Below are 20,344 nucleotides of genomic sequence, written 5' to 3' on the forward strand. Positions count from 1 at the left end.
GGCGGAACGGGCATTGGCCGATTGTGGGCGTGGCCCGCAGGGTGACCGTCCGGCACTAACTTTCGGGCGTTTCAGCAGTGCCTAGGCTTGCGCGGCGCAGCCTCACAAGAGGCGCGATCGTCCCGCCGCGCGGGTGGCCGAGACGGGCGCTAGAAGTGCGCGAATCTCGAGATGGGATGCTGCTGTTCGTGCCGTCGGTGCATAGGCGGCCTTACAGCTGTTTTGGTGCGGTGGCACTTCGTGCCGAAATCCTTTGGTGATCAGAGTGGAGCTGCTCCAGTGGATGTGGCCTAGCCGAGGTTGGAGTCCGCAAGTACGCAGTGGGGCGCGAGCCAGGAAGATATCACCGCCGCAGGGTCGGCGGTTGGGTGAAAGTCGCTGGTCTGGACGGCTGTTGGTTGCGCGGCGGACGGTCACGTGACGGCGTTGATCAGCACTGTTGTCGGGAGTCGCACATCTTGTGGCGCTGGGAAGAGGGGCGGTCTCGATGAAGAAGTGCTGCTGTTGACGTGCGGGGTATCGGCGAGGGGTGGGGAGATTCGGACCGGTCGAATTCCGGTGACGCCGAGTGCCATAGCGATGCACAATGGGTTGGTGGTACATGGGGGACCTCAGCTTATTGCGCTGGATGTCGATGGAACGTTGCTGCAGACGGGATCGCCGGTCAGTGAACGGGTGATCGGTGCGGTGCGGGCGGCGGTGGAGGCGGGGGCGCATGTGGTTGTGACGACCGGGCGGACATTGATGACGACGCGGCCTGTGCTGCAGGAGCTCGGGCTGATCGACGGACATGCGTTGTGTTCCAACGGCGCAGTGCACATTGATGTGGCGAAGGGGGAGCCGGTGGCGGTGCAGACCTTCGACCCGGCCCCCGCGGTCGTGGCCTTGCGCGCGCTGTTTCCCGAGATGATCTTCGCGGTGGAGAAGGTCGGCATCGGCACCTGGGCGACGGGGGCGAGTCCGGGTGAATTCTCGATCGGCGAATACGTTCTCGTCGATGACGGCGCATTGAGCAGCGAGCCCACCCCTCGACTCAACGGCTGGTGGCCCGACGGTTCCCTGGAAGAGATGCTGCGCCTGCTCACCCGACTGCGGGTACCGGGTGCCAGCTGGGTGCACGGCGAATTCGGCCCGTGGCTTACCGTTTCCCGTCGCGGCGTCTCCAAGGGGTGGGCATTGGAGCGGCTACGCACCGCACTCTGCATCCCCCGCGCCGCCACCCTCGCCATCGGCGACGGCTACAACGACCGCGAAATGCTGCACTGGGCAGGACATTCCGTAGCAATGGCGAATGCCCCGAACGAGGTCCACACCTGGGCCGACGAAATCGCCGACGATGTCGCCGAAGACGGCGTCGCCAAAATCCTGGAACGCTGGTTCGTCCACTGACCTGGACCGTTGCTCACCATGCGTTGGTGGCGGCAAACATCGAGAGAGCCCCTCAACCAGAGCATTCTCGAGGCAAGGCGAGCCATGGGCCTGTGGAGAGGCGGTACTCGAGAATGTGCGACCACCAATGCTTCTCGGGGTGGTGAAGAGTTCGGGTGGGATTGCGAGGGCGGGCGGATCTGCGAGCACTGCCGCCACCGTTGCCTTCTTCAGAGCAAAGTGAACCTCGGGCGGGGTTGGTAAGCGCGGGCAAAACCTCGAGAGCGCCGGGCTGCCAAGCATTCCGAGGCACGGCATGCTCAGGGTGGCGTCGTGAAGGAGTGGGCAAAGCCTGAGAAAGGCCCGTCACCGCCGTCAGTATCGGGGGCAGGGCATGTCTCGGGTGCTGTCACGGAGGGGCGAACGGCGAGGGTGCCCCGCCACCGAGGATTCTCGGGGCAGGGCATGCTTCGGGGCGTCGCGGAGGGGTGGTTGGGTGGGTAGATCATGCGAGCAACTTCGCCATTCTCAGAGCAAGTGAACCTTGGCAGGCGTCGCGAAAGGGCGAGCAACCAGCGAGAGCGCCGGGCTGCCAAGCATTCTCGGGGCAAGGTATGCCTTGGCGCGAAGGTGGGCAAACCGCGCGAACGCCTGCCATTGCATTCTCGGGCAGCTGGGGCAGGCGCTTTAGGGGCGGCTGAGTATCGCCAGGTAGTGGGGGTTTTGCATGATGCCGAGGATGTTGCCGAAGGGGTCGACCACTGATGCGGTGATGAAATCTCCGTTGCCGCGTGGGGTGATCGGCTCGTACTCCTCGGCTCCGAGGGCGAGTAGGCGGTCGAAGCTTGCCTGCACATCGTCGACATGCCAGTGCAGGATGGATCCGCCAGGTGCGTTCTGCGCACCGGCGGGTGCGAATTTGCGGTTGATGATTCCCAGTTCGTGCTGGTAGTCGCCGATGCGGAATTCGTAGTATCCGCCGGGCACTGCGTAGTACGGGGCGTAGCCGAGCAGGTCGGTGTACCAGTCTTTCGCGGCCTCGAGGTCGTCGGCATAGAACGAAACGGTGGCCATTCCTCGCAACATCTTGGTCTCCTCTGATCGGGGTCTTGTGATCCATAGTTGCGCCTAAAGTGCTCACCGAATGAGCACTTTAAGCGGCAGAATTGTGCTCATGCGAGCAGACCGATTGGTGGCGACCCTGTTGCTGATGCAGACCCGTGGGCGCGTGACGGCTGCCGAGATCGCCGCCGAACTCGAGGTTTCGGTCGCGACCGCGCGCCGGGATCTGGAGGCGCTCTCGGCGGCAGGAGTTCCGGTCTATCCGCAGTCGGGCCGCGGTGGTGGCTGGTCGCTGGTGGGCGGCGCACGCACGGATCTCAGCGGCCTGACCGAACCGGAGGCGCGGGCGCTGTTCCTTTTGGCCGGACCGTCCGCGAGCGCGGTGCCCGAGGTTAAATCGGCGCTGCGCAAACTGGTGCGTGCCCTCCCGCGGACCTTCCGCACCGATGCGCAGGCCGCGGCCGACGCGATCGTGATCGATCCCGCGCGCTGGGGTGAGCGCGATCAAGCTCGGCCGAAGCTCGTCGAATTGTTGCAGCGCGCGGTGGTCGAGCGCCGCAAGGTGCAACTGACATATCAGCGGCCGGGGGAGCGTACCCGGCGCGTCGTCGACCCGTGGGGCCTGGTCGACAAGGACGCCACCTGGTATCTCATCGCAGGCACCGACCGTGGTAGGCGCACCTTCCGCGTCGACCGAATCGTCGATGCCGCGATAACAGACGAAATTGCCCACCGCCCAGTTGATTTTGATCTGTCCACGGCGTGGCAGGCGGTCGTCGGCGAGGTCGAACAACGTCGTGCCGCGACATCGGCCATCGCACTCATTGCGCCGCAACTACTTCCGATTCTGCGCAAGCAGCAGGGGCGACATTGTGCGGTGGACGGTCCGGTCGCCGACGGACGCGTTCAGGTCCGTATTACCGCGCCGACCCCGCGCATGATCGCCCAACAATTGGCGGGCTGGGGTGCCGAAATCGAGGTGCTGGCACCGCGATCCGTACAGGCGGAGTTGGCCGTGCTCGGCGCCGAACTCGTCGATCGATACCGTGAGTGACCGCGCGGCGAATCGAATCTCGCAGATCGATTCGTGCACCGCGAGTGATCACGATATGCGCTTCGCGACTAATGAAAACGCTTGTGTCACAGGGATTTACCATTGCAAAGCAGTCCGCTATAAATAGTTTCAGCCGGTTCATCGCGGACGGCCAGTCGATAAATACGACGTCGGGCCAATGCGCGCCGGACGCCATCCCGCAGGTGCTGCCCTGACTTGCATTCACTAGGGGTTCGGCGTTTGCGAGCGCCGATCAGGTATCAGGCTCGGCGGGTGCAAACGCCGAGAAGATGCGCACTCGGCGTACGCAAACGCCGAGGAGGAAGACCGCTGGGCCGCGTCCGAGTAGACGCGGCCCGTCCGGTCCGATCAGTGTGCCGGTTGGGGTAGCAGTCCGTGCAGTGCGCGCACCATCTCAGTGGCCACTACCGCATGCCCGCTCATCGTGAAATGGATGAGATCAGCGCTCATCACATCCGGCCGCAGCCGCAGCGGATGGTCCCATAACTCCACCAGCACGGCGTCGTAACGCGTGGCCAACTCGCGGGTGATGTCGTTGAGCGCCGCCATCCGTTCCCGCATCGGGCGCATCGCGGCCATCCGCTCCACTTCCCACACATCGGCGAGGGTGAAGGTGCTCACCTGCGCTCCGCTGCGGGCCAGCGCGCCGAAGATCGAGTCGAGATTCGCGCGCAGCTCGTCGAGATTGCCGCCGGGAGCGAACAGATCGTTTCCGCCGCAGCTGATGTGCACCAGGTCCGGCGCGAATTCGAGCACCCGCGGCAGTTGGTCGGCGCGCACCTGTGCGGATGTTGCGCCGATCCGGCCGGTATTCAAATAGGCCAGAGCGGGATTGGCCGCCGTCAACACCGTGGCGACGCGATCTGCCCATCCGGTGGTGTCGTACCCGGGACACGGATCGCCGACGCCCTGGGCGATCGAATCCCCGAGTACCGCGTAGCGCTGCCAGGTCGCATCGGCGAGCAGTTCGAGTGCGGCGGTGCGCGACAACAGCATCGGATCGTTGGCTTCGGTCCGAATATCTTCGTGTGTCAAGGTGACTCCTAGCTTTGAGCGGGAACGGCAACACGGACGCGCGCTGGAATCGCGATTACCAATGCGGACGCGATACCGATGCCCGCGCAAACAGCGAACAGCGTGTGGAAGGCGGCCAGCGCATCGTCGGCATTGGCGGCGAATACCGCGGCAAGCACCGCGACACCGAGCGCGCCCCCCACCTGTCTGGCCGTCAGATTCATCCCGATTCCAGCCGCAAAGCGTTGCGGCGGAATCGAACTCGCGGCCGCGGTGCCGAGCACCGTCACGACGATCCCGACGCCGCCGCCACCGAATAGCCCGGCCGGTACCCACGCGGACCACAGTGCCGGTGTCGGTCCGAAGGCATCGGTGCTCATCCAGACATTGGTGCCGGTGTACATCAGCGCCCCGAGGACACCGAGCCAGCGCCGAGTGCTCGCCGCCGTGACGCGACCGGCGATCGTCGCGGTCACCATCGAGGACACCGCGCCCACCGTCAATGCGGCCGCCGAACCGAGCACCGAATACTGCCAGATCGCATCGAGGAACAGCGGTCCGGCGAGCAGCCAGGCGAACATGGTCGCACCGAACACGAACGAGGCGGCATTGGCCAGCGCATACGGCCTGCTCTGCCACAACTCGACCGCGATGGCCGGATTATGGTGACGCGCGGAGCGAACCAGCGCGGCCAGGATCAGCAGTGCGCCGACGCCGAGCGCGGCGAGTGTGCCGGGTGCGGTCCAACCCCATCGCTGCCCCTCGGTGACTGCGGCGACCACACCGCCGAGTCCCATGGCAATGGCAATTGTGCCGACCGGGTCGGGCAGCGCACTGCCGGGTTGGCGGGTGTCGGGCACCGGAACTCGCAGCCCAGGCACGATCAGCGCGATCGCCACCGGGATATTGATGACGAATACCGCTCGCCAGCCGAATGTCTCGACCAGCGCGCCGCCGATCGCCGGACCGACCACGGCGGCGAAACCGCCTGCGGCCGACCAGGCTCCGATGGCCGCGCCAATCTTTTCCCGCGGCGTAACGGTGAGGACGAGTCCGAGTGCCGATGGCACCATCAGCGCGGCCGTGGCACCTTGCAGCAGGCGTCCGGCGATGAGCCAGCCCGCGGTGGGCGCCAGGCCGCACAGCAAGGATGTCACGGCGAAACCGACCAGTGCGATCAGGAACAGTCTGCGCCGTCCGATGGTGTCGGCGAAGCGGCCCGCGGGGGTGAGCAGTGCCGCGAAGGCGATGGCATATCCGCTGACCACCCAGGTCAGCGTGGTTGTCGCGGTACCGGGAAAGTCGCGGGCGATCGAGGGGAAGGCGATATTGACGACGGACAGATCCAGGAAGGCGATGAACGCTGCGCCACAGGCGATGACGAGCGTGCGCACGGCGGCCTTCGAGGTCGGCGGACTGTCGGTCCGCGCGGACACTTCGGTCATGGGGGAGATCCTTCGGTGAGGCGAAATCTAAACGTACGACCGTTCGTGCAATAAAAGTACGACCGTCCGTTCGTATTCGCAACCCGATAGTGGAAGAATGACGACATGGCAGAGTCGATAACCACCACGCAGGGCACTGATCAGCGCCTCGCCAAAGGCGCTCGTTCCCGGGCCTCGATTGCCAGACATGCCGCCGACGTCGCCTCCATCGAAGGGTTGACGGGCTTGAGCATCGGCCGTCTGGCGACCGACCTCGGCATCAGCAAAAGCGGTATAGCCACCCTGTTCGGCACCAAGGAAGCACTGCAGGTCGCAGCGGTGAAGGTGGCTCGCGAGGCCTTCGTCGAACGAGTGATCGCGCCGAGCCTCGCCGAACCGCGCGGCTTACTGCGCCTGCGCGCCCTCATGGATCGCTGGTTCGACCACATCACCGACCCGACATTCCCGGGCGGGTGCTTCCGGGTGGCCACCATCGCCGAATTCGACAGCAGGCCCGGACCCGTCCGCGACGCCATCGCCGAGGATCACAGCGAATGGCTCGACTTCTTGGCCAAGCAGATTCGGCGCGCTCAGGAACAAGGCGATCTCACCGACCGCGACGCCGATGCCATGGCTTTCGAATTCGACGCGGTGATCAGCGCAGCCAATACCGCCCAACAGATGGGTGATGAGCGCGGTGTCGCCACCGCGCACACCATCGTGAACGCGCTACTGAGCTGAGCTCCCTGCGACATCCACCGATGCGTGCTTACGCACCGGGACTCAGTAGGCGTGATCTGGAGCAGGTGCGGTGAATCGCGGCAAATCGGCGATGAGTTCGGACAGCTGACGGCCGGTTCGCAGCACGGTGCCGTCCGGACGGACCAGAGCACCGCGTCCGCGCCTGAGCCAGCGTCGCAGGTCGGTCCTAGCGATAACGACCACACCGCCGCGCTGTTCGATCTCGCGGCGCTGTGCCGGTGTCGGGTGGATAGCGGTGACGATCGCGAAACGGCCCGCCGCGATATCGTCGAAACGACGGCCGTCGAGCAGTGCGTTCGGGACGAGTTTGCCCGCCAGACCTCGGTAGAAGCGATGCGCCACAACAAGTTCGGATCGGTGTAGCGGCGGCGTCTGGCCATTGGTGACCAGCTCGGCGAAGCCGGGCAACCGGTGCAACCGTGGCGCGATGAGTCGGCGCAGCAGATTTCCGAATTCGCCGCCGTCGGTCATGGCACGTCCGATGAACTTGGCGAGCCGAATCATGGCGTGCGCGTGCGGCTTTCGCTCGATCTCGTAGGTATCGAGCACGCTCGCGGGCAGGTCTTCGCTGAGAACGCCCGCGAGCTTCCAGGCGAGGTTGGTCGCATCGCGTAGCCCAGCGCCCATGCCCTGGCCGATGAACGGTGGGGTCAGGTGGGCCGCGTCGCCGAGCAGGAAGATCCGGCCGCAACGCCAGCGGTCGGCGAGCTGGGCGCGGAAGGTGTATTCTGCGACTCGCACGAGCCGCAGTTCCTCGGCCGGGGTGTTCCCGATCCACGGCGCGATCAGTGGCTGCAGGCTCGTCAAATCGCGGTAATCTGTGGCGGTTTCACCGGGACCGAGCCGGAATTCCCAGCGGTAGCGCGTGGTTCCGATTCGCATATAGGTCGCGGCGCGAACAGGATCGCAAACCTGGTGTACGCCTTCCCATTCTCCGAAGTCGGCAGTGGTGTCGACATCGATGACGAGCCAGCGCTGCGCGAAGTTCAGGTCGCGCAGCGTGGCTCCGATGGCGGAGCGGACCACGCTGTTGGCGCCGTCGCAGCCGAGCACATATCCGGCCAGGACCGACTCGACGGCACCAATGACGCGATCGGTGAAATCAACACGCACGCAATCATTTTCCTGCGTCACGGTGACGACCTCGGCATTGCCGCGGAGGGTGATGCCGGGATACCGTCGCACATTCGCGCGCAGGATTGCTTCGAGCTCCGGTTGGTCGAATAGGTTCGCCTCCGGGTACCCATTGGCGCCGCCCGCCCGATCGCGATCGAATTGAGCGAGTACCCGCATATCGGGATCGATCAACCGCAGGCCGAGCGCGGGGCGCGAGATCGCGTCGAAGTCGTCGCCGACGCCGAGACGTGCCAGGATCCGGCGGATTTCGCCGTCGAGATGGACCGCCCGTGGCTGCGGGTATATGTCGTTCCACCGTTCCAGCACCAGGGTTTCGATACCGTATTCGGCCAGTAGTGTCGCCACGGTGAGCCCCGTGGGGCCCGCGCCGACGACGACCACCGGAACCGCGTTCATCGGCTCGCTCCACTCACGAGATTCATTGCCGGACCACGACTTTCCAGCGGATGGCGTATCGGCCGAGGACCTCGGCCGCGGCATCTTCGGCGGCGGCATCTTCGGCGGTGGGGTCCACTTCGACGGTCGCGACGATCGCCCCGTCTTCTACTGCCGCCGTGACGGACCGCACGCCGGCGACCTGCTCGAGTGCGTCCTGCAGTTCCCGTCGAGTAGCATCCGCGCGCAGCCCGAGCTTGTACGGCTTACCGACATCGGTAACGGGCAAAGCGTCCAGGATCACAACGGATTTCGGCACCGCCGCCGGTTCGGGCACCCGCTCGCCCGCCCACGCGAGCAGTTCGGATTCGGTGATATCGGCACCGGCTCCGAGCGTGACATAGGCGATAGGTACTTCACCGGCGTGGACATCGGGACGTCCGACCGCACCGGCCGCGGTCACCTGCGGATGTGCCAGCAGGGCGTCCTCGATCAGCGCCGGGTCGATATTGTGCCCGCCACGGATGATGAGATCCTTGGCGCGGCCGTGCAGGTGGATGAAACCGTCCGCATCGATGTGCGCGAGGTCGCCGGTATCGAGCCAGCCGTCGACCGTGGTGCCGAGCCCGTCGAGAATGTGGCCGCGCTCATCGCGGCCGGTCACGTAGCCGGCGAAAACTGTTGGGCCACTGATCTCCAGTACTCCGATCGCGCCGGCGGACAGCGGCTCCCGGTCGCCCGCGCGCACCACACGCACCTGCTGGTAGGGCATCCGCTGCCCGACCGCACCCGGTCGCGGAACGTCCGGATAACTGCGCGCGCTCGCGCAGGTCGCCTCGGTGAGTCCGTAGCCTTCGACCAGGGTGACACCGGTGTGTGTCTGGAAGTTCGCCCGCGTCGCGGGCGGCAGCGGTGACGCGCCGACCATCGCATAGCGCAGACTGCTGATCTCGGCGTCGACCGGGCATTGCGCCAGCACGGCATATACGGTCGGGACCGCGCTCATCGCGGCCACACTATAGTGCGCCACGATCTTCCAGAATTCGCCGTACAGCGCGAGATCGCGGTAGCCGAGCGGTCCGGCCCACACCACCGGCTGCCCCTTGAACAGCGGCGCGAGCAGCGTCACCACCAGGGCATTGACATGGAACAGCGGGAGTGCGGCGAAGATCGTCGCATCCGCGTCGAGCAGGGAGTTGGCGGCGATCATCCACGCATTGGCGATCTCACCGGAGTGGGTGTGGGCGGCCAGTTTCGGTACACCAGTGGTGCCGCCGGTGTGGAACAGCGCGGCTAGATCGTCGGAGGCGGGAGCTGTCCGGCGAATGTGTCCGAATCTTCCTCGGCGGCGAGCTCATCCAGATAGCCGAGGTGTACACCGTCGATCACCGGCAGCGGGTGCGGCTCGGCGGCGCCGGTGGGGCGCAGTACGAATACGGCGTCGAGCAGTGCGTCATTCGCCAGCGCGAGCGCGGATTCCCATGTCTCGGTGGCGAGTTCGGGCCCGGACGCGATCAGCACTCTGGCACCGGAGCGGCGCAGCAGCTCCACGATGTGCCGACCGGACATCGCGCCATTGATGGGTGCGGCGATACCGGCCAGCTGCGCGGCGAGCGTCGCGGGAATCAACTCCGCGCAGTTGGGCGACATCAATGCGACCGCATCGTCGCGTCGGATACCCAACCGGTACAGCAGATTCGCATAGCGGTGCACCTCGGCAAGGAGTTCGGAGTAACTGCGCCGCACGGGTTCTCGCCACCGAGCCGCCTCCGGCAGTACGGTGAGCGCGTTTCGATCGGACCAGAGTTCGGTGGCCCGGACCAGCAGTGCGTAGGTCGATTCCGGCAGGCCGCGTTCGGCCAGTGGCACGGATTCGATCTCGGCCAGGTCGCCGGGGCCGCAGTAGCGCGGCCACAGCAGATCCGTTGTCGTCATGTTCACCGTGCGTACCGCACAACCGTGCGCTGGCGACCCAGGTCGATCGCGCCGTCATCGGTGGCCACGGTGGCCTCGATGACATCGCCGTCGCGCAGATACTTAGGGTTCTTGGCCTGACCCTTGAAGAACAGCTTCCACTTCGTCGCCGCCGGGAGCAGGGAGGCGATGATCTCGACCGGCTTCGGCGGGGCACTGATCGCGGTGCCGATAGGGGTGCCGGTTAGCAGCAGATCGCCCGCATCGAGTCGCTGGAATCGGGTCAGCGCCTGCAGTGTCTCGACGGGGGAGTAGATCATATCGGCGACCGTCATGTCCTGGCGCACTTCACCATTGACCCACAGCCGCAACCGCAGATCGGTGAATCGCTTCAGCTCGTCGGCATCGAGCAGCACCAGCGCCGGACCGACCGGTGTAAAGGTCGGATACGACTTCGCCTCGTAGAACTGGGTTTTCGGCAATTGCACATCGCGTGCCGAAACATCATTGGTCACAACGAGACCGGCGACGTAATCGCCGATATTTTCGGCGGTGATGGCGGTCCCGACCGGCATCACCTTACCGAAGACCAGTCCGATCTCCACCTCGTAATCCAGCAGCCGCACATGCGCGGGCCGGATGACATCGTCGAGCGGGCCGCTGATCGAACCCGAGGATTTGCGGAAGAACGTCAACGGTACGGTCTCCGGGTCTGCGCCCGAATCCCGCACGTGGGACGCGAAATTCGTCATCTGTGCGACCACCCGGCACGGTGCGGTCACCGGTGACACCAGCGCGAGGCTCTCGACAGGGACGATCTCGGTACTCGATGCACTCGCCGCCAGCGCCTGCCGGTCGGCGAGCAACTGACCGGTGGTGGTCGCCGCGGTATCCACCCGCGCGGCCCCAGCCGGCGTCGATACCCACCAGGCGTCGGCGGTTCGGAGAACGGAAATGGTCATGAGTTGGCAACTTTCAGTAGACCGCGTAGGCGGTGCAGATCGAATTCGTTGTCGGCACGCAGCGCGTCGAATACGCCGCGCAATTCGCGGACCGATTCCCGGCCGGGTTTGAGGCCGAGGAAGTCCTTGGTGGCGGGCGGTCCCCATTGGGCCAGCCCGGATGCGGTCATCGGCGCCCAGCCGGGCTCCAGCGTGGAGTCGAACATGTCGCCATCGCTGAAGTGCTCGACCAGGAACCCGTCCGGGTCGCGCCAGTAATCGAATATCTGGCTGCCCTGGATATGCCTGCCGATACCCCACGACCGGTGGTACCCGTGGTCGAGCAGGTATTCCCCGCCCGCCGCCAGGGCATCTAGGTCGGCGACCTGATAGGCGGAGTGCACATACCGGTTGACCGGGCCGAGCACCAGCGCGAGCGTGTGATGGTCGGCGGGGGTGCGGCCGCGGTCACAACGGATGAAGCTCATGATCGGGCCGCGGTCACGTTGTTTCGGGTAGTAGAGGAAATCGCTGACGATCAGGCCCAGGTGTTTCAGGTACCAGTCGAGCGTCTCCCGGTAGCGGGTCGTCTGCACCACCACATGCCCGAGCCGCTGCACCTTCGCGGGTTCGCGCGTCGGGCGTTGGGTCTGGTTGGCGCGCGGCGTTTCGTGGCCGAAATTGAAGGTGTGTGGCTGCTGGGCGGGCAGGGCGGCGAGCACATGGGTATCGGCGACCACCCGCACCCGCAATCCGCTCGGGTCCGGCAGGTCCACGGCGACGCCACCGATGCTCTCCGGCAGCGGTACCGGCTCGGGTCCGTTGGCCTGGGCGAGCCGGAACAGGTCCGTCGAACCTGCCGCTTGGAATGCGGGACCGATGAACCTCGACCGGCTGCCCCGGCGGATGACCACACACGGCGCACCCGGGTCGGTGCCACGCAACTGCAGTTCGTCCGCGGTGCGCAGCACGGTTGTGAAACCGAACGCGCAAGCGAAGATTTCGGCGGCAGCCAGGTCGGGCTTCTCGAACTCCAGCCACGCCAGGTCGTGCACCTTGATGATCGGATTCCTGGCCCGCCCCGGATGCTCGCCCGGTGCGGCGCCGAACTCGCTGTGCAGACCCGTATGCGGGTCATGCTGGTCGATCATCGCCCTCTCCCTTCACTAACTGAATATATCGTCACTTACGAGTGCATATTCAGTCAAGAGGTGCTGAGGAATTCGTCATTACTGACTCGACGAGCTAGGATGACGGGATGGACCAGGGAGAGGCGATGGGCGAGCAAACCGGTACCGAACTCAATCGCTTGGAGCGGCGCAAGGCACGCACCCGGGCAGCGCTGGTCGGTGCGGCTCAGTCCTTCCTCGCCGCCGGGAAACCGAATGTGCCGATCCTGGAGATCACCCAGGCGGCTGATGTCGGGATGGGGTCGTTCTACAACCACTTCGAAAGTCGCGAGGATTTGTTCCGCGCCGCGATCGAGGAGGCGCTCGATCGACACGGCTCAACCCTCGACATGCTGACCGAGGGGATGGACGATCCCGCGCATATCTTCGCGCAGAGTTTTCGGTTGACCGGGCGCCTGCACCGCAGAAGTCCCACGTTGAGCAAGGTGCTGCTCAATCACGGTCTGGCTCTGGTCAGTTCCACGAAGGGCCTCGCGCCCCGCGCGCGCCGCGATATCGAGGCCGCGGTTCGCGCGGGACGGTTCCAGGTTCGCGATGTGGAATTGGCCATGACCATCGTCGCAGGTGCCTCGCTATGCCTGGGTCAGCTCCTGCACGACAAACCGGAACGCGACGATGCCGCGGCCGCGGACGAGGTCACCGAGGATCTGCTGCGCATGTTCGGCATTCCCGCAGACGAGGCGCGCGAGATCTGTCAGCGGCCCCTGCCGCCGATCGACGCACTGCCGGACACTGCGGCCTGAATCTCCGAAGCCGCTCAGGCTTCGGTCGCCGCACGCTGCAGTTGCTCGGTGGCCTCGGCCTTGATCCGCTCGAACTGCTCGCCCATCCGCGCGGCCAACGCCTGCGCGGCCGACAGTGGACGCACCATCACCATGAAGTCATCGATCTTGCCGTGTTCGTCGAAATGCAGGAAGTCGCAGCCGGTGAGCTGCTTGCCGTCGACGGTGGCCTCGAAGACGAAGGCATGGTCGCGGCCGTTCGCGTCGGCGATCTCGCGCACGTAGCGGAAGTCCTCGAAGACGCGGATGACGGCGCGCAGAATGGCCGCGGTGATCGCCTTGCCCGGATACGGCTTGAACGCGACCGGACTGGTGAAGACCACGTCATCGGCCAGCAGTGCCTCGATAGCGGTCTCGTCGCGGGCCTCCACGGCTGCGCGGAAGGGATGCATAACTCCACCTGTCATAGTCAATTATTTGCTTATCAAGTTCGGACAGTATCGGCGTACGCGAATCGCTGTCCAGTGTTGATTAGACAATAATTTGAATAATCATCGAAAGTGGTAACGTGAGCGGATGGCGTTACGTGACGCGGTGCTGGCCGCTCTGCTGGAAGGGGAGGCGTCCGGCTATGACCTGGCCAAGGGCTTCGACGCCTCGGTGGCCAACTTCTGGATGGCGACGCCCCAGCAGCTGTACAAGGAACTCGAGCGGATGGCCGCCGACGGCCTGATCGAGACTCGGGTGGTGCAGCAGGAGCGTCGCCCGAACAAGCGTCTGCATGCCATTACCGCGGCCGGGCGCGCCGCGTTGCATACCTTCATCGCCGAGCCCGCCAAGCCGACCGCCGTTCGCGACGAATTGATGGTCAAGGTGCAGGGCATGGACACCGACAACGCGCCGACCGTGCGCGCTGCGGTGGCCGAAAAGCTGGCATGGTCGAAGGCGAAATTGGCCCGCTACGATCGCCTACGCGCCCGCTTACTCGACGGACGCAGCGAGCAGGCGTACCTGGCCGAGGCCGAGCGCATCGGCCCCTACCTGACGTTATTGCGCGGAATCTCCTTCGAGCAGGAGAACATTCGCTGGGGAGAGTTTGCGCTTGCCGCCATCGACCGGCGCATTGCTGCGGGACCCGCGACGGCCGATCTGGACGCGATCGCCCCGCGGTGAGGTAGATATTCGGTGCAGTGGTCCTGCGCGGCGAGCAGGGCGCGTTCCGCCGGGGCCCGGCGTGCGGTGTGCCGGAATTCGCGGGTGCGCAGTCCCGTGCGGGTATGTCGAATTCAGCGATCGCTGGCCGGAGCGGCGGGTTAGCGTGCGGCGCTGAGTCGTACGAGAAGTGATTGTCCGAACGGAACTGCTCCGAGACCGTTCGAAGATCAGGCGGACAGGCTCAATGTAGCGCTGAGCGCGGTGTCGTAACGGTCCCAAACAATTTCGGTAAGCGCCGTATCCGGCCCGATGACCTGCGCATGCATCACATCGGGCGCAGCGGCCATCAGGCGATCGGTGAGCAGCCCCGGCGCGAGGAACCACGGCGCCACCAGCACCTCTTCGGCACCCCTGGCGCGCAAACGCGAAATCGCTTGGGTGACAGAGGGTTCGGCGGTCGCGAAGCAGATCTCGGTAAGCCAGCCGGTCATTCTCGCGAGCTGTCGCGCAACCTCGCTGGTCCGTGCATTCGCCGCCGCCGATGCCGCCCCAACCGCCGCTACGACGACTCCGAGCGGCCGCCTGCCACCCGCCGGTTCCAGCGCAGCCGAAGTGCGGTCGCGGAGGGTGGTGATGAGCCGCGGGTCCGGTCCGAGAACATCGGCTTGGGTGAGCACGAGCTGTGGGTGGTCGGTGCGGGCAGCGGCGAGCAATCCGGGGAGATCGACTCGCGCGTGATAAGCGCTGCCCAGCAGCAGCGGTGCCACAACGGCATGCGTATGTCCTTGCACAGCAACGGCCTTCGCGACCTGCTCGACCGATGGCGCATTCAGATCGAGGAATGCGAGCCGCACATCGATATCCGGCCGGGCGGCGGCGATATCGGCGACGACCGCCGACATGGTCGCGGGCGAGCGCGGATCCCGACTGCCGTGCGCCACCGCGATGAGCGCCGGTCTTGGGTGTGCATATCCGCTGATCGGGCTAACACGAACAGGCCCGAACATCGGTCTATTCGGTCCGCGCCGGTGACCCGATAGGCGCTCCAGCTCCGCCCACATGGACCCGCCCGGCAGCCACGCCACCGAGCCGATACCGCCGGGCGAATTCACCTCAGACTCCGACCTCGACCGCGGTCAGCACGTCACCGACCAGACCGGCCGCGAGGGTATTGCCGCCCGCCGGATCGATGAGCAGGAAGCTGCCGGTATGCCGGTTGACGCGGTAGTCGTCGGCCGCGATCGGCTCGGCGACGCGCACGGAGATGCGGCCGATATCGTTGAGCGTCAACGACTCCGGGCTCGCCTGCGCGGTCAGATTCTGCTCGTCGAACCGCTCGACGAGCGCGCCGACGATCGCCTGCGTGGTGCGGGTGCCGTGCTTGAGCAGCAGTCGCGCGCCGGGACGCAGCGGCTTATCGCCGAGCCAGCAGACGGTCGCGTCGAAGGAGTCGATCGGCTCCGGCGCATCGGCGGGAGAGGCGATGATGTCACCGCGCGAGATGTCCACATCGTCGGCCAGGATCAGCGTGACGCTGCGGCCGACCTGTGCGACGGCAAGCTCACCATCGGGGGTATCGACCCGCTCGACCGTGGAGCGAATGCCCGAGGGCAGCACCACGATTTCGTCGCCCGGCGAAACCGAGCCCGCCGCGATCTGGCCCGCGTAGCCGCGGTAGTCCGGGTATTCGGCGGTGCGCGGACGAATCACGTACTGCACCGGGAAGCGCAGGCCGAGCGCATGCTCACCCGAACTGTCGGCATCCACCGGCACCGATTCGAGGTGCTCGATCAGCGAAGGCCCGTCGTAGTAAGCGGTGTTCGCCGAGCGCGAGGCGATATTGTCACCATGCAGCGCGGAGACCGGAATCTCCAGCACATCCTCGCTGGCCCAGCCGAGTGTGCTGGTGAGGGTATTGAATTCGGCCGAGATCGCGGCGAATACGGTCGCCGGATCATCGACCAGGTCGATCTTGTTCACCGCGAGCACCAGCTTGGGCACGCCGAGCAGTGCGAGTACCGCGGCATGCCGACGGGTCTGCTCGATGACGCCCTTGCGCGCGTCGACGAGCAGGATCACCAGCTGCGCGGTGGACGCGCCGGAGACGGTATTGCGGGTGTACTGCACATGCCCGGGCGTATCCGCGAGCACGAAAGACCGCTTGGGCGTTGCGAAGTAGCGGTAGGCGACATCGATGGTGATGCCTTGCTCGCGTTCCGCGCGCAGCCCGTCCACGAGCAGCGAAAGATCCGGCGTGGCAAGACCTTTGTCCACCGACGCGCGGGTGACGGCGTCGATCTGGTCGGCCAGTACGGATTTCGTATCGTAGAGCAGCCGTCCGACCAGGGTGGACTTACCGTCGTCGACAGAACCGGCGGTGGCCAGCCTCAGTAGGTCGGACATATCAGAAATATCCCTCTCTCTTGCGGTCTTCCATGGCGGCCTCGGACACTCGGTCGTCGCCGCGGGTGGCGCCGCGTTCGGTCAATCGGGACGCGGCCACCTCGGCGAGAATCGCCTCGTTATCGGTCGCGTCGGAAAGAATTGCGCCGGTGGATGATCCGTCGCCGACGGTGCGGTAGCGCACCGAACGGGTCTCCAGTACCTCGCCGTCGCGCGGGCCGCCCCAGACACCGGGCGTCATCCACATGCCGTCGCGCTGATAGACCGGACGCTCATGCGAGTAGTAGATGCTCGCCAGATCGATATCCTCACGCGCGATGTAGCGCCAGATATCGAGTTCGGTCCAGTTGCTCAGCGGGAACACCCGGACGTGCTCGCCGGGAGCGTGCTTGCCGTTGTACAGATTCCACAGCTCGGGTCGCTGCCGCTTCGGATCCCACTGCCCGAAGGCGTTGCGCAGCGAGAAGATTCGCTCCTTGGCGCGCGAACGCTCTTCATCGCGACGACCACCGCCGAAGACCGCGTCGAAGCGGTGCTCGGTGATGGCGTCCAGCAGCGGAACTGTCTGCAGCGGATTGCGGATACCGTCCGGGCGCTCGGTGAGCCGACCGTCGGCCAGGTAGTCCTCGACCTTCGCGACATGCAGTCGCAGGCCATACTTTTCGACTATCTTGTCGCGGAATTCGAGAACCTCGGGCAGGTTGTGCCCGGTGTCGACGTGCAGCAGCGCGAAGGGCAGCGGCGCGGGCCAGAAGGCCTTGAGCGCCAAGTGCAGCAGCACCGTGGAATCCTTACCGCCGGAGAACAGGATCACCGGCCGCTCGAATTCGCCTGCCACCTCACGGAAGATGTGGATCGACTCCGACTCCAACGCCGCGAGGGTGTCGAAATCGGTGATGCCCAAGGAACGTGCGCTGATGGTTTCGGTCATGCTGTGTCCTTCTTTGCATGCCCGAGGGGCCCTACGTGGTTACGCAGGCTGCCTCCTCCGGGCCCTGACTCGGTCATGCTGTGTCCCATTTCTGCATGCCCGAGGGGCCCTCCGTGGTTACGCAGGCTGCCTCCTCCGGGCCCTGACTCGGTCATGCTGTGTGCAACCCGCATTCGGTCTTGGCGAGGCCGGCCCAGCGGCCGCTTCGCGGATCGGAACCCGGCTGTGGCTTCCGTGTGCACGGAGCGCAGCCGATGGACGGATATCCCTCTTCCACCAGGGGATTGACGAGGATGCCGTGCTGTTCGATATAGGCCTGCATCTCGTCATCGGACCAGGCGGCGATCGGGTTGATCTTCACCAGTCCGAACGCCTCGTCGAACGAGATGAGCGGGGCATTGGCCCGGGTCGGGGCTTCCACGCGGCGGATGCCGGTGACCCAGGCGTTGTAGCCGCCGAGCGAGCGCTGCAGCGGCACAACCTTGCGCAACCGGCAGCATTCACCGGCATCACGCGCGAACAAATCCTTGCCGAGCAGCTGATCCTGTTCGGCCACAGTGTTTTCCGGCCGCACATTGATCACATTCACGCCGTATACGGCCTCAACCGCATCGCGGGTGCCGATGGTCTCGGCGAAGTGGTAGCCGGTATCCAGGAACAACACATCCACACCCGAATGCACTTGGGCGGCAAGGTGAACCAGGACGCCGTCCTGCATATTCGAGGCGACGATGTAGCCGGTGCCGAAGGTGTCCTCGGTCCATCGCAGCAAATCCAGTGCGGTGGCATCGGGCCCTAGTTCGGCCGCGCCTTTTTCGGCGATCGCCCGCAACTCGTCTTCGGACAGCTTCGCGGGCAGGTCCGCCGTTACTTGATCTGTTGTCACGCTTGGTCTCCCATTCACCGAAGGTCGGCCTCGTCGGCACGAACGGCCCACTGGGCGAACCGTTCGCCGTCCTCGCGGTGCTTGATGAAGTTGCGCACCACCCGTTCGATGTAGTCACCGAGCTCGTTGGTGGTCACCTTGTGCTGACGCAGTTTGCGACCGAAGGCGCTGTCGAAGCCGAGGCTGCCACCGAGATGAACCTGGAAACCCTCGACATGGTTCCCGGAGCCGTCATCGATCAGCTGACCCTTGAAGCCGATATCGGCGACCTGCGCACGCGCGCAGGAGTTCGGGCAGCCGTTGATATTGATGGTCACCGGAACATCCAACTGCGCATTGAGATCCGCGAGCCGCTCCTCCAACTCCGGCACCAGCGCCTGGGATCGCTTGCGGGTCTCGGCGAAGGACAGTTTGCAGAATTCGATTCCGGAGCAAGCCATCAGGTTCCGGCGCCACAGCGACGGACGTGCCTGCAGCCCAAGGGGTTCCAGCTCGTCGATCAGTGCGTCGACCTTATCGTCGGCGATATCGAGAACGATCAGCTTCTGGTACGGGGTGAACCGGATCCGGTCCGAACCGTACTTCTCGGCCGCCTCGGCGACCTTGGTCAGCACGGTGCCCGAAACCCGGCCCGCGATGGGGGAGAACCCGATCGCATTGAGCCCGTTGCGCAGCTTCTGCACGCCGACGTGATCGATCGGCTTCTTGGGCTGCTCCGGCGCCGGACCGTCGATCAGCTTGCGCTTCAGGTACTCGTCTTCGAGCACCTGACGGAACTTCTCGATGCCCCAGTCCTTGATCAGGAACTTCAACCGGGCCTTGGTGCGCAGGCGGCGGTAGCCGTAATCGCGGAAGACCGAGACGACGGCCTCCCACACATCGGGAACCTCCTCCAGCGGCACCCATACGCCGACGCGCTGGGCGAGCATCGGATTCGTCGACAGACCGCCGCCGACCCACAGATCCAGCCCCGGGCCGTGCTCCGGGTGATTCACCCCGACGAACGCGACATCGTTGATCTCGTGCACCACATCCTGCTGGCCCGAGATTGCGGTCTTGAACTTGCGCGGCAGATTGGAGTATTCCTTCTTGCCGATGTAGCGGCGCACGATCTCGTCGATCGCGGGGGTCGGGTCGATGACCTCGGTCAGCGATTCACCGGCCAGCGGCGAGCCGAGCACGACACGCGGGCAGTCGCCGCACGCCTCGGTGGTCTCGAGGCCGACGCCTTCGATCCGCTTCCAGATCTCGGGGACGTTCTCGACCTCGATCCAGTGGTACTGGACATTCTCGCGATCGGACAGGTCGGCGGTGTCGCGGGCGAATTCGGTGGAGATCCCGCCGAGGGTCTTCAGTTGCGCGACATTCAATGCGCCGCCATCGCAGCGGATTCGCATCATGAAGTACCTGGCTTCGAGAATGTCGATGTTCTCGTCACCGGTCCAGGTGCCGTCGTAGCCCTGTTCGCGCTGGGTGTAGAGACCCCACCAGCGGAACCGGCCGCGCAGATCGCCCTTGTCGATGCTGTCGAAGCCTTGCTTGGAGTAAATGTTCTCGATCCGGGCCCGGACATTGAGCGGGTTGTCGTCCTTTTTGGACTGCTCGTTCGGGTTCAGCGGCTCGCGGTAGCCGAGCGCCCACTGGCCCTCGGCCTTGCGGCGCACCGGCTTACCCGTGCGGACCCGCGGGCCCGTCGCTGCCTCGGTCCGGGGACGATCCGGACGGACGCGTCGTTCGGAGGCCGGGCGGACCGGCCGCGCGTGCTGCCCAGGCCGGGATTCCGGCTGGGGCTGATCCGTTGGACCGGCGTCGGTGCTCGACGTCATGGGGTCGCTCCTGCAGGGTGGGGGTACATCCGTGCTGAAGACGTGAGGGGCTGACTCACGCCTGCGGTGTCAGCGGGCCGATGTCCGTCGAAATCGGGAGATCACCGGGCAAACCCGGGAATGCGCGCCGCTGAGCTACCGGTGGGAACCGGGCAGACA

17 protein-coding genes and 1 pseudogene are annotated in these 20,344 nt (G+C 65.5%); 5 read left to right on the forward strand and 13 right to left on the reverse strand.

Going from position 1 to position 20,344, the window contains the following annotated elements:
- Positions 1 to 579 precede the first annotated feature (579 nt).
- Positions 580 to 1,389, forward strand: a complete 810-nt coding sequence (locus tag AB0J47_RS01490; protein ID WP_364339781.1) for an HAD family hydrolase — start codon at positions 580 to 582, stop codon at positions 1,387 to 1,389.
- Positions 1,390 to 2,055: 666 nt separating this feature from the next.
- Here AB0J47_RS01490 and AB0J47_RS01495 read toward each other — a convergent pair.
- Complete coding sequence (locus AB0J47_RS01495; RefSeq protein WP_364339217.1) at positions 2,056 to 2,454, reverse strand: VOC family protein; 399 nt, start codon at positions 2,452 to 2,454, stop codon at positions 2,056 to 2,058.
- Between the two features lie 88 nt (positions 2,455 to 2,542).
- On the opposite strand from AB0J47_RS01495, the gene AB0J47_RS01500 reads away from it, so the two are divergent.
- Positions 2,543 to 3,484: a YafY family protein gene (locus AB0J47_RS01500; RefSeq protein WP_364339219.1), complete on the forward strand. Its 942-nt coding sequence runs from the start codon at positions 2,543 to 2,545 to the stop codon at positions 3,482 to 3,484.
- Between the two features lie 369 nt (positions 3,485 to 3,853).
- Here the strand turns inward: AB0J47_RS01500 and AB0J47_RS01505 are convergent, their stop codons facing one another.
- Positions 3,854 to 4,540: an SGNH/GDSL hydrolase family protein gene (locus AB0J47_RS01505; RefSeq protein WP_364339221.1), complete on the reverse strand. Its 687-nt coding sequence runs from the start codon at positions 4,538 to 4,540 to the stop codon at positions 3,854 to 3,856.
- Between the two features lie 8 nt (positions 4,541 to 4,548).
- Positions 4,549 to 5,964 (reverse strand): MFS transporter, encoded by a 1,416-nt coding sequence (locus AB0J47_RS01510; RefSeq protein WP_364339223.1) that lies wholly within the window; start codon positions 5,962 to 5,964, stop codon positions 4,549 to 4,551.
- Between the two features lie 105 nt (positions 5,965 to 6,069).
- Here AB0J47_RS01510 and AB0J47_RS01515 point away from each other — a divergent pair, with 105 nt between their 5' ends.
- On the forward strand, positions 6,070 to 6,684 hold the full coding sequence (locus tag AB0J47_RS01515; protein WP_364339226.1) for a TetR/AcrR family transcriptional regulator: 615 nt from the start codon (positions 6,070 to 6,072) through the stop codon (positions 6,682 to 6,684).
- 42 nt (positions 6,685 to 6,726) lie between these two features.
- On the opposite strand, the gene AB0J47_RS01520 is transcribed toward AB0J47_RS01515, so the two are convergent.
- The 4 genes and pseudogenes from AB0J47_RS01520 to AB0J47_RS01535 form a co-directional block, all read right to left on the reverse strand.
- Positions 6,727 to 8,238, reverse strand: coding sequence for a bifunctional 3-(3-hydroxy-phenyl)propionate/3-hydroxycinnamic acid hydroxylase (locus tag AB0J47_RS01520; protein WP_364339228.1), 1,512 nt, complete (start codon positions 8,236 to 8,238; stop codon positions 6,727 to 6,729).
- A gap of 22 nt (positions 8,239 to 8,260) precedes the next feature.
- Positions 8,261 to 10,152, reverse strand: a pseudogene (locus tag AB0J47_RS01525) (acyl-CoA synthetase).
- A gap of 2 nt (positions 10,153 to 10,154) precedes the next feature.
- Positions 10,155 to 11,093 carry a fumarylacetoacetate hydrolase family protein gene (locus AB0J47_RS01530; RefSeq protein ID WP_364339230.1) on the reverse strand — a complete coding sequence of 313 codons (939 nt, stop codon included), beginning with the start codon at positions 11,091 to 11,093 and terminating at the stop codon, positions 10,155 to 10,157.
- The gene (locus AB0J47_RS01535; protein WP_364339232.1) at positions 11,090 to 12,223 is read right to left on the reverse strand and encodes a VOC family protein; all 1,134 of its coding nucleotides are present in this window, start codon (positions 12,221 to 12,223) and stop codon (positions 11,090 to 11,092) included. Before AB0J47_RS01535 ends, AB0J47_RS01530 begins: the two co-directional genes overlap by 4 nt.
- A 107-nt stretch (positions 12,224 to 12,330) precedes the next feature.
- On the opposite strand from AB0J47_RS01535, the gene AB0J47_RS01540 reads away from it, so the two are divergent.
- Positions 12,331 to 13,005: a TetR/AcrR family transcriptional regulator gene (locus tag AB0J47_RS01540; protein WP_364339234.1), complete on the forward strand. Its 675-nt coding sequence runs from the start codon at positions 12,331 to 12,333 to the stop codon at positions 13,003 to 13,005.
- Between the two features lie 14 nt (positions 13,006 to 13,019).
- On the opposite strand, the gene AB0J47_RS01545 is transcribed toward AB0J47_RS01540, so the two are convergent.
- The gene (locus tag AB0J47_RS01545) at positions 13,020 to 13,436 is read right to left on the reverse strand and encodes a nuclear transport factor 2 family protein (protein WP_364339236.1); all 417 of its coding nucleotides are present in this window, start codon (positions 13,434 to 13,436) and stop codon (positions 13,020 to 13,022) included.
- 124 nt (positions 13,437 to 13,560) lie between these two features.
- On the opposite strand from AB0J47_RS01545, the gene AB0J47_RS01550 reads away from it, so the two are divergent.
- Positions 13,561 to 14,157: a PadR family transcriptional regulator gene (locus tag AB0J47_RS01550; RefSeq protein WP_364339239.1), complete on the forward strand. Its 597-nt coding sequence runs from the start codon at positions 13,561 to 13,563 to the stop codon at positions 14,155 to 14,157.
- A gap of 209 nt (positions 14,158 to 14,366) precedes the next feature.
- Here AB0J47_RS01550 and AB0J47_RS01555 read toward each other — a convergent pair whose 3' ends face one another.
- The 5 genes from AB0J47_RS01555 to AB0J47_RS01575 all read right to left on the reverse strand — a co-directional run bounded on the left by AB0J47_RS01555 (position 14,367) and on the right by AB0J47_RS01575 (position 20,185).
- On the reverse strand, positions 14,367 to 15,146 hold the full coding sequence (locus AB0J47_RS01555; RefSeq protein WP_364339783.1) for a sirohydrochlorin chelatase: 780 nt from the start codon (positions 15,144 to 15,146) through the stop codon (positions 14,367 to 14,369).
- 106 nt (positions 15,147 to 15,252) lie between these two features.
- On the reverse strand, positions 15,253 to 16,542 hold the full coding sequence (locus AB0J47_RS01560; protein WP_364339241.1) for a GTP-binding protein: 1,290 nt from the start codon (positions 16,540 to 16,542) through the stop codon (positions 15,253 to 15,255).
- A 1-nt stretch (position 16,543) separates the two neighbouring features.
- Positions 16,544 to 17,473 (reverse strand): sulfate adenylyltransferase subunit CysD, encoded by a 930-nt coding sequence (gene cysD, locus AB0J47_RS01565; RefSeq protein ID WP_364339243.1) that lies wholly within the window; start codon positions 17,471 to 17,473, stop codon positions 16,544 to 16,546.
- A 151-nt stretch (positions 17,474 to 17,624) separates the two neighbouring features.
- Entirely contained in the window at positions 17,625 to 18,359 is a 735-nt protein-coding gene (locus AB0J47_RS01570; RefSeq protein ID WP_364339245.1) for a phosphoadenylyl-sulfate reductase, read from the reverse strand.
- Positions 18,360 to 18,373: 14 nt separating this feature from the next.
- Positions 18,374 to 20,185, reverse strand: a complete 1,812-nt coding sequence (locus AB0J47_RS01575) for a nitrite/sulfite reductase (RefSeq protein ID WP_364339247.1) — start codon at positions 20,183 to 20,185, stop codon at positions 18,374 to 18,376.
- Positions 20,186 to 20,344 lie beyond the last annotated feature (159 nt).

It is taken from the genome of Nocardia sp. NPDC049737 (assembly GCF_040674755.1).
Lineage (GTDB): Bacteria > Actinomycetota > Actinomycetes > Mycobacteriales > Mycobacteriaceae > Nocardia.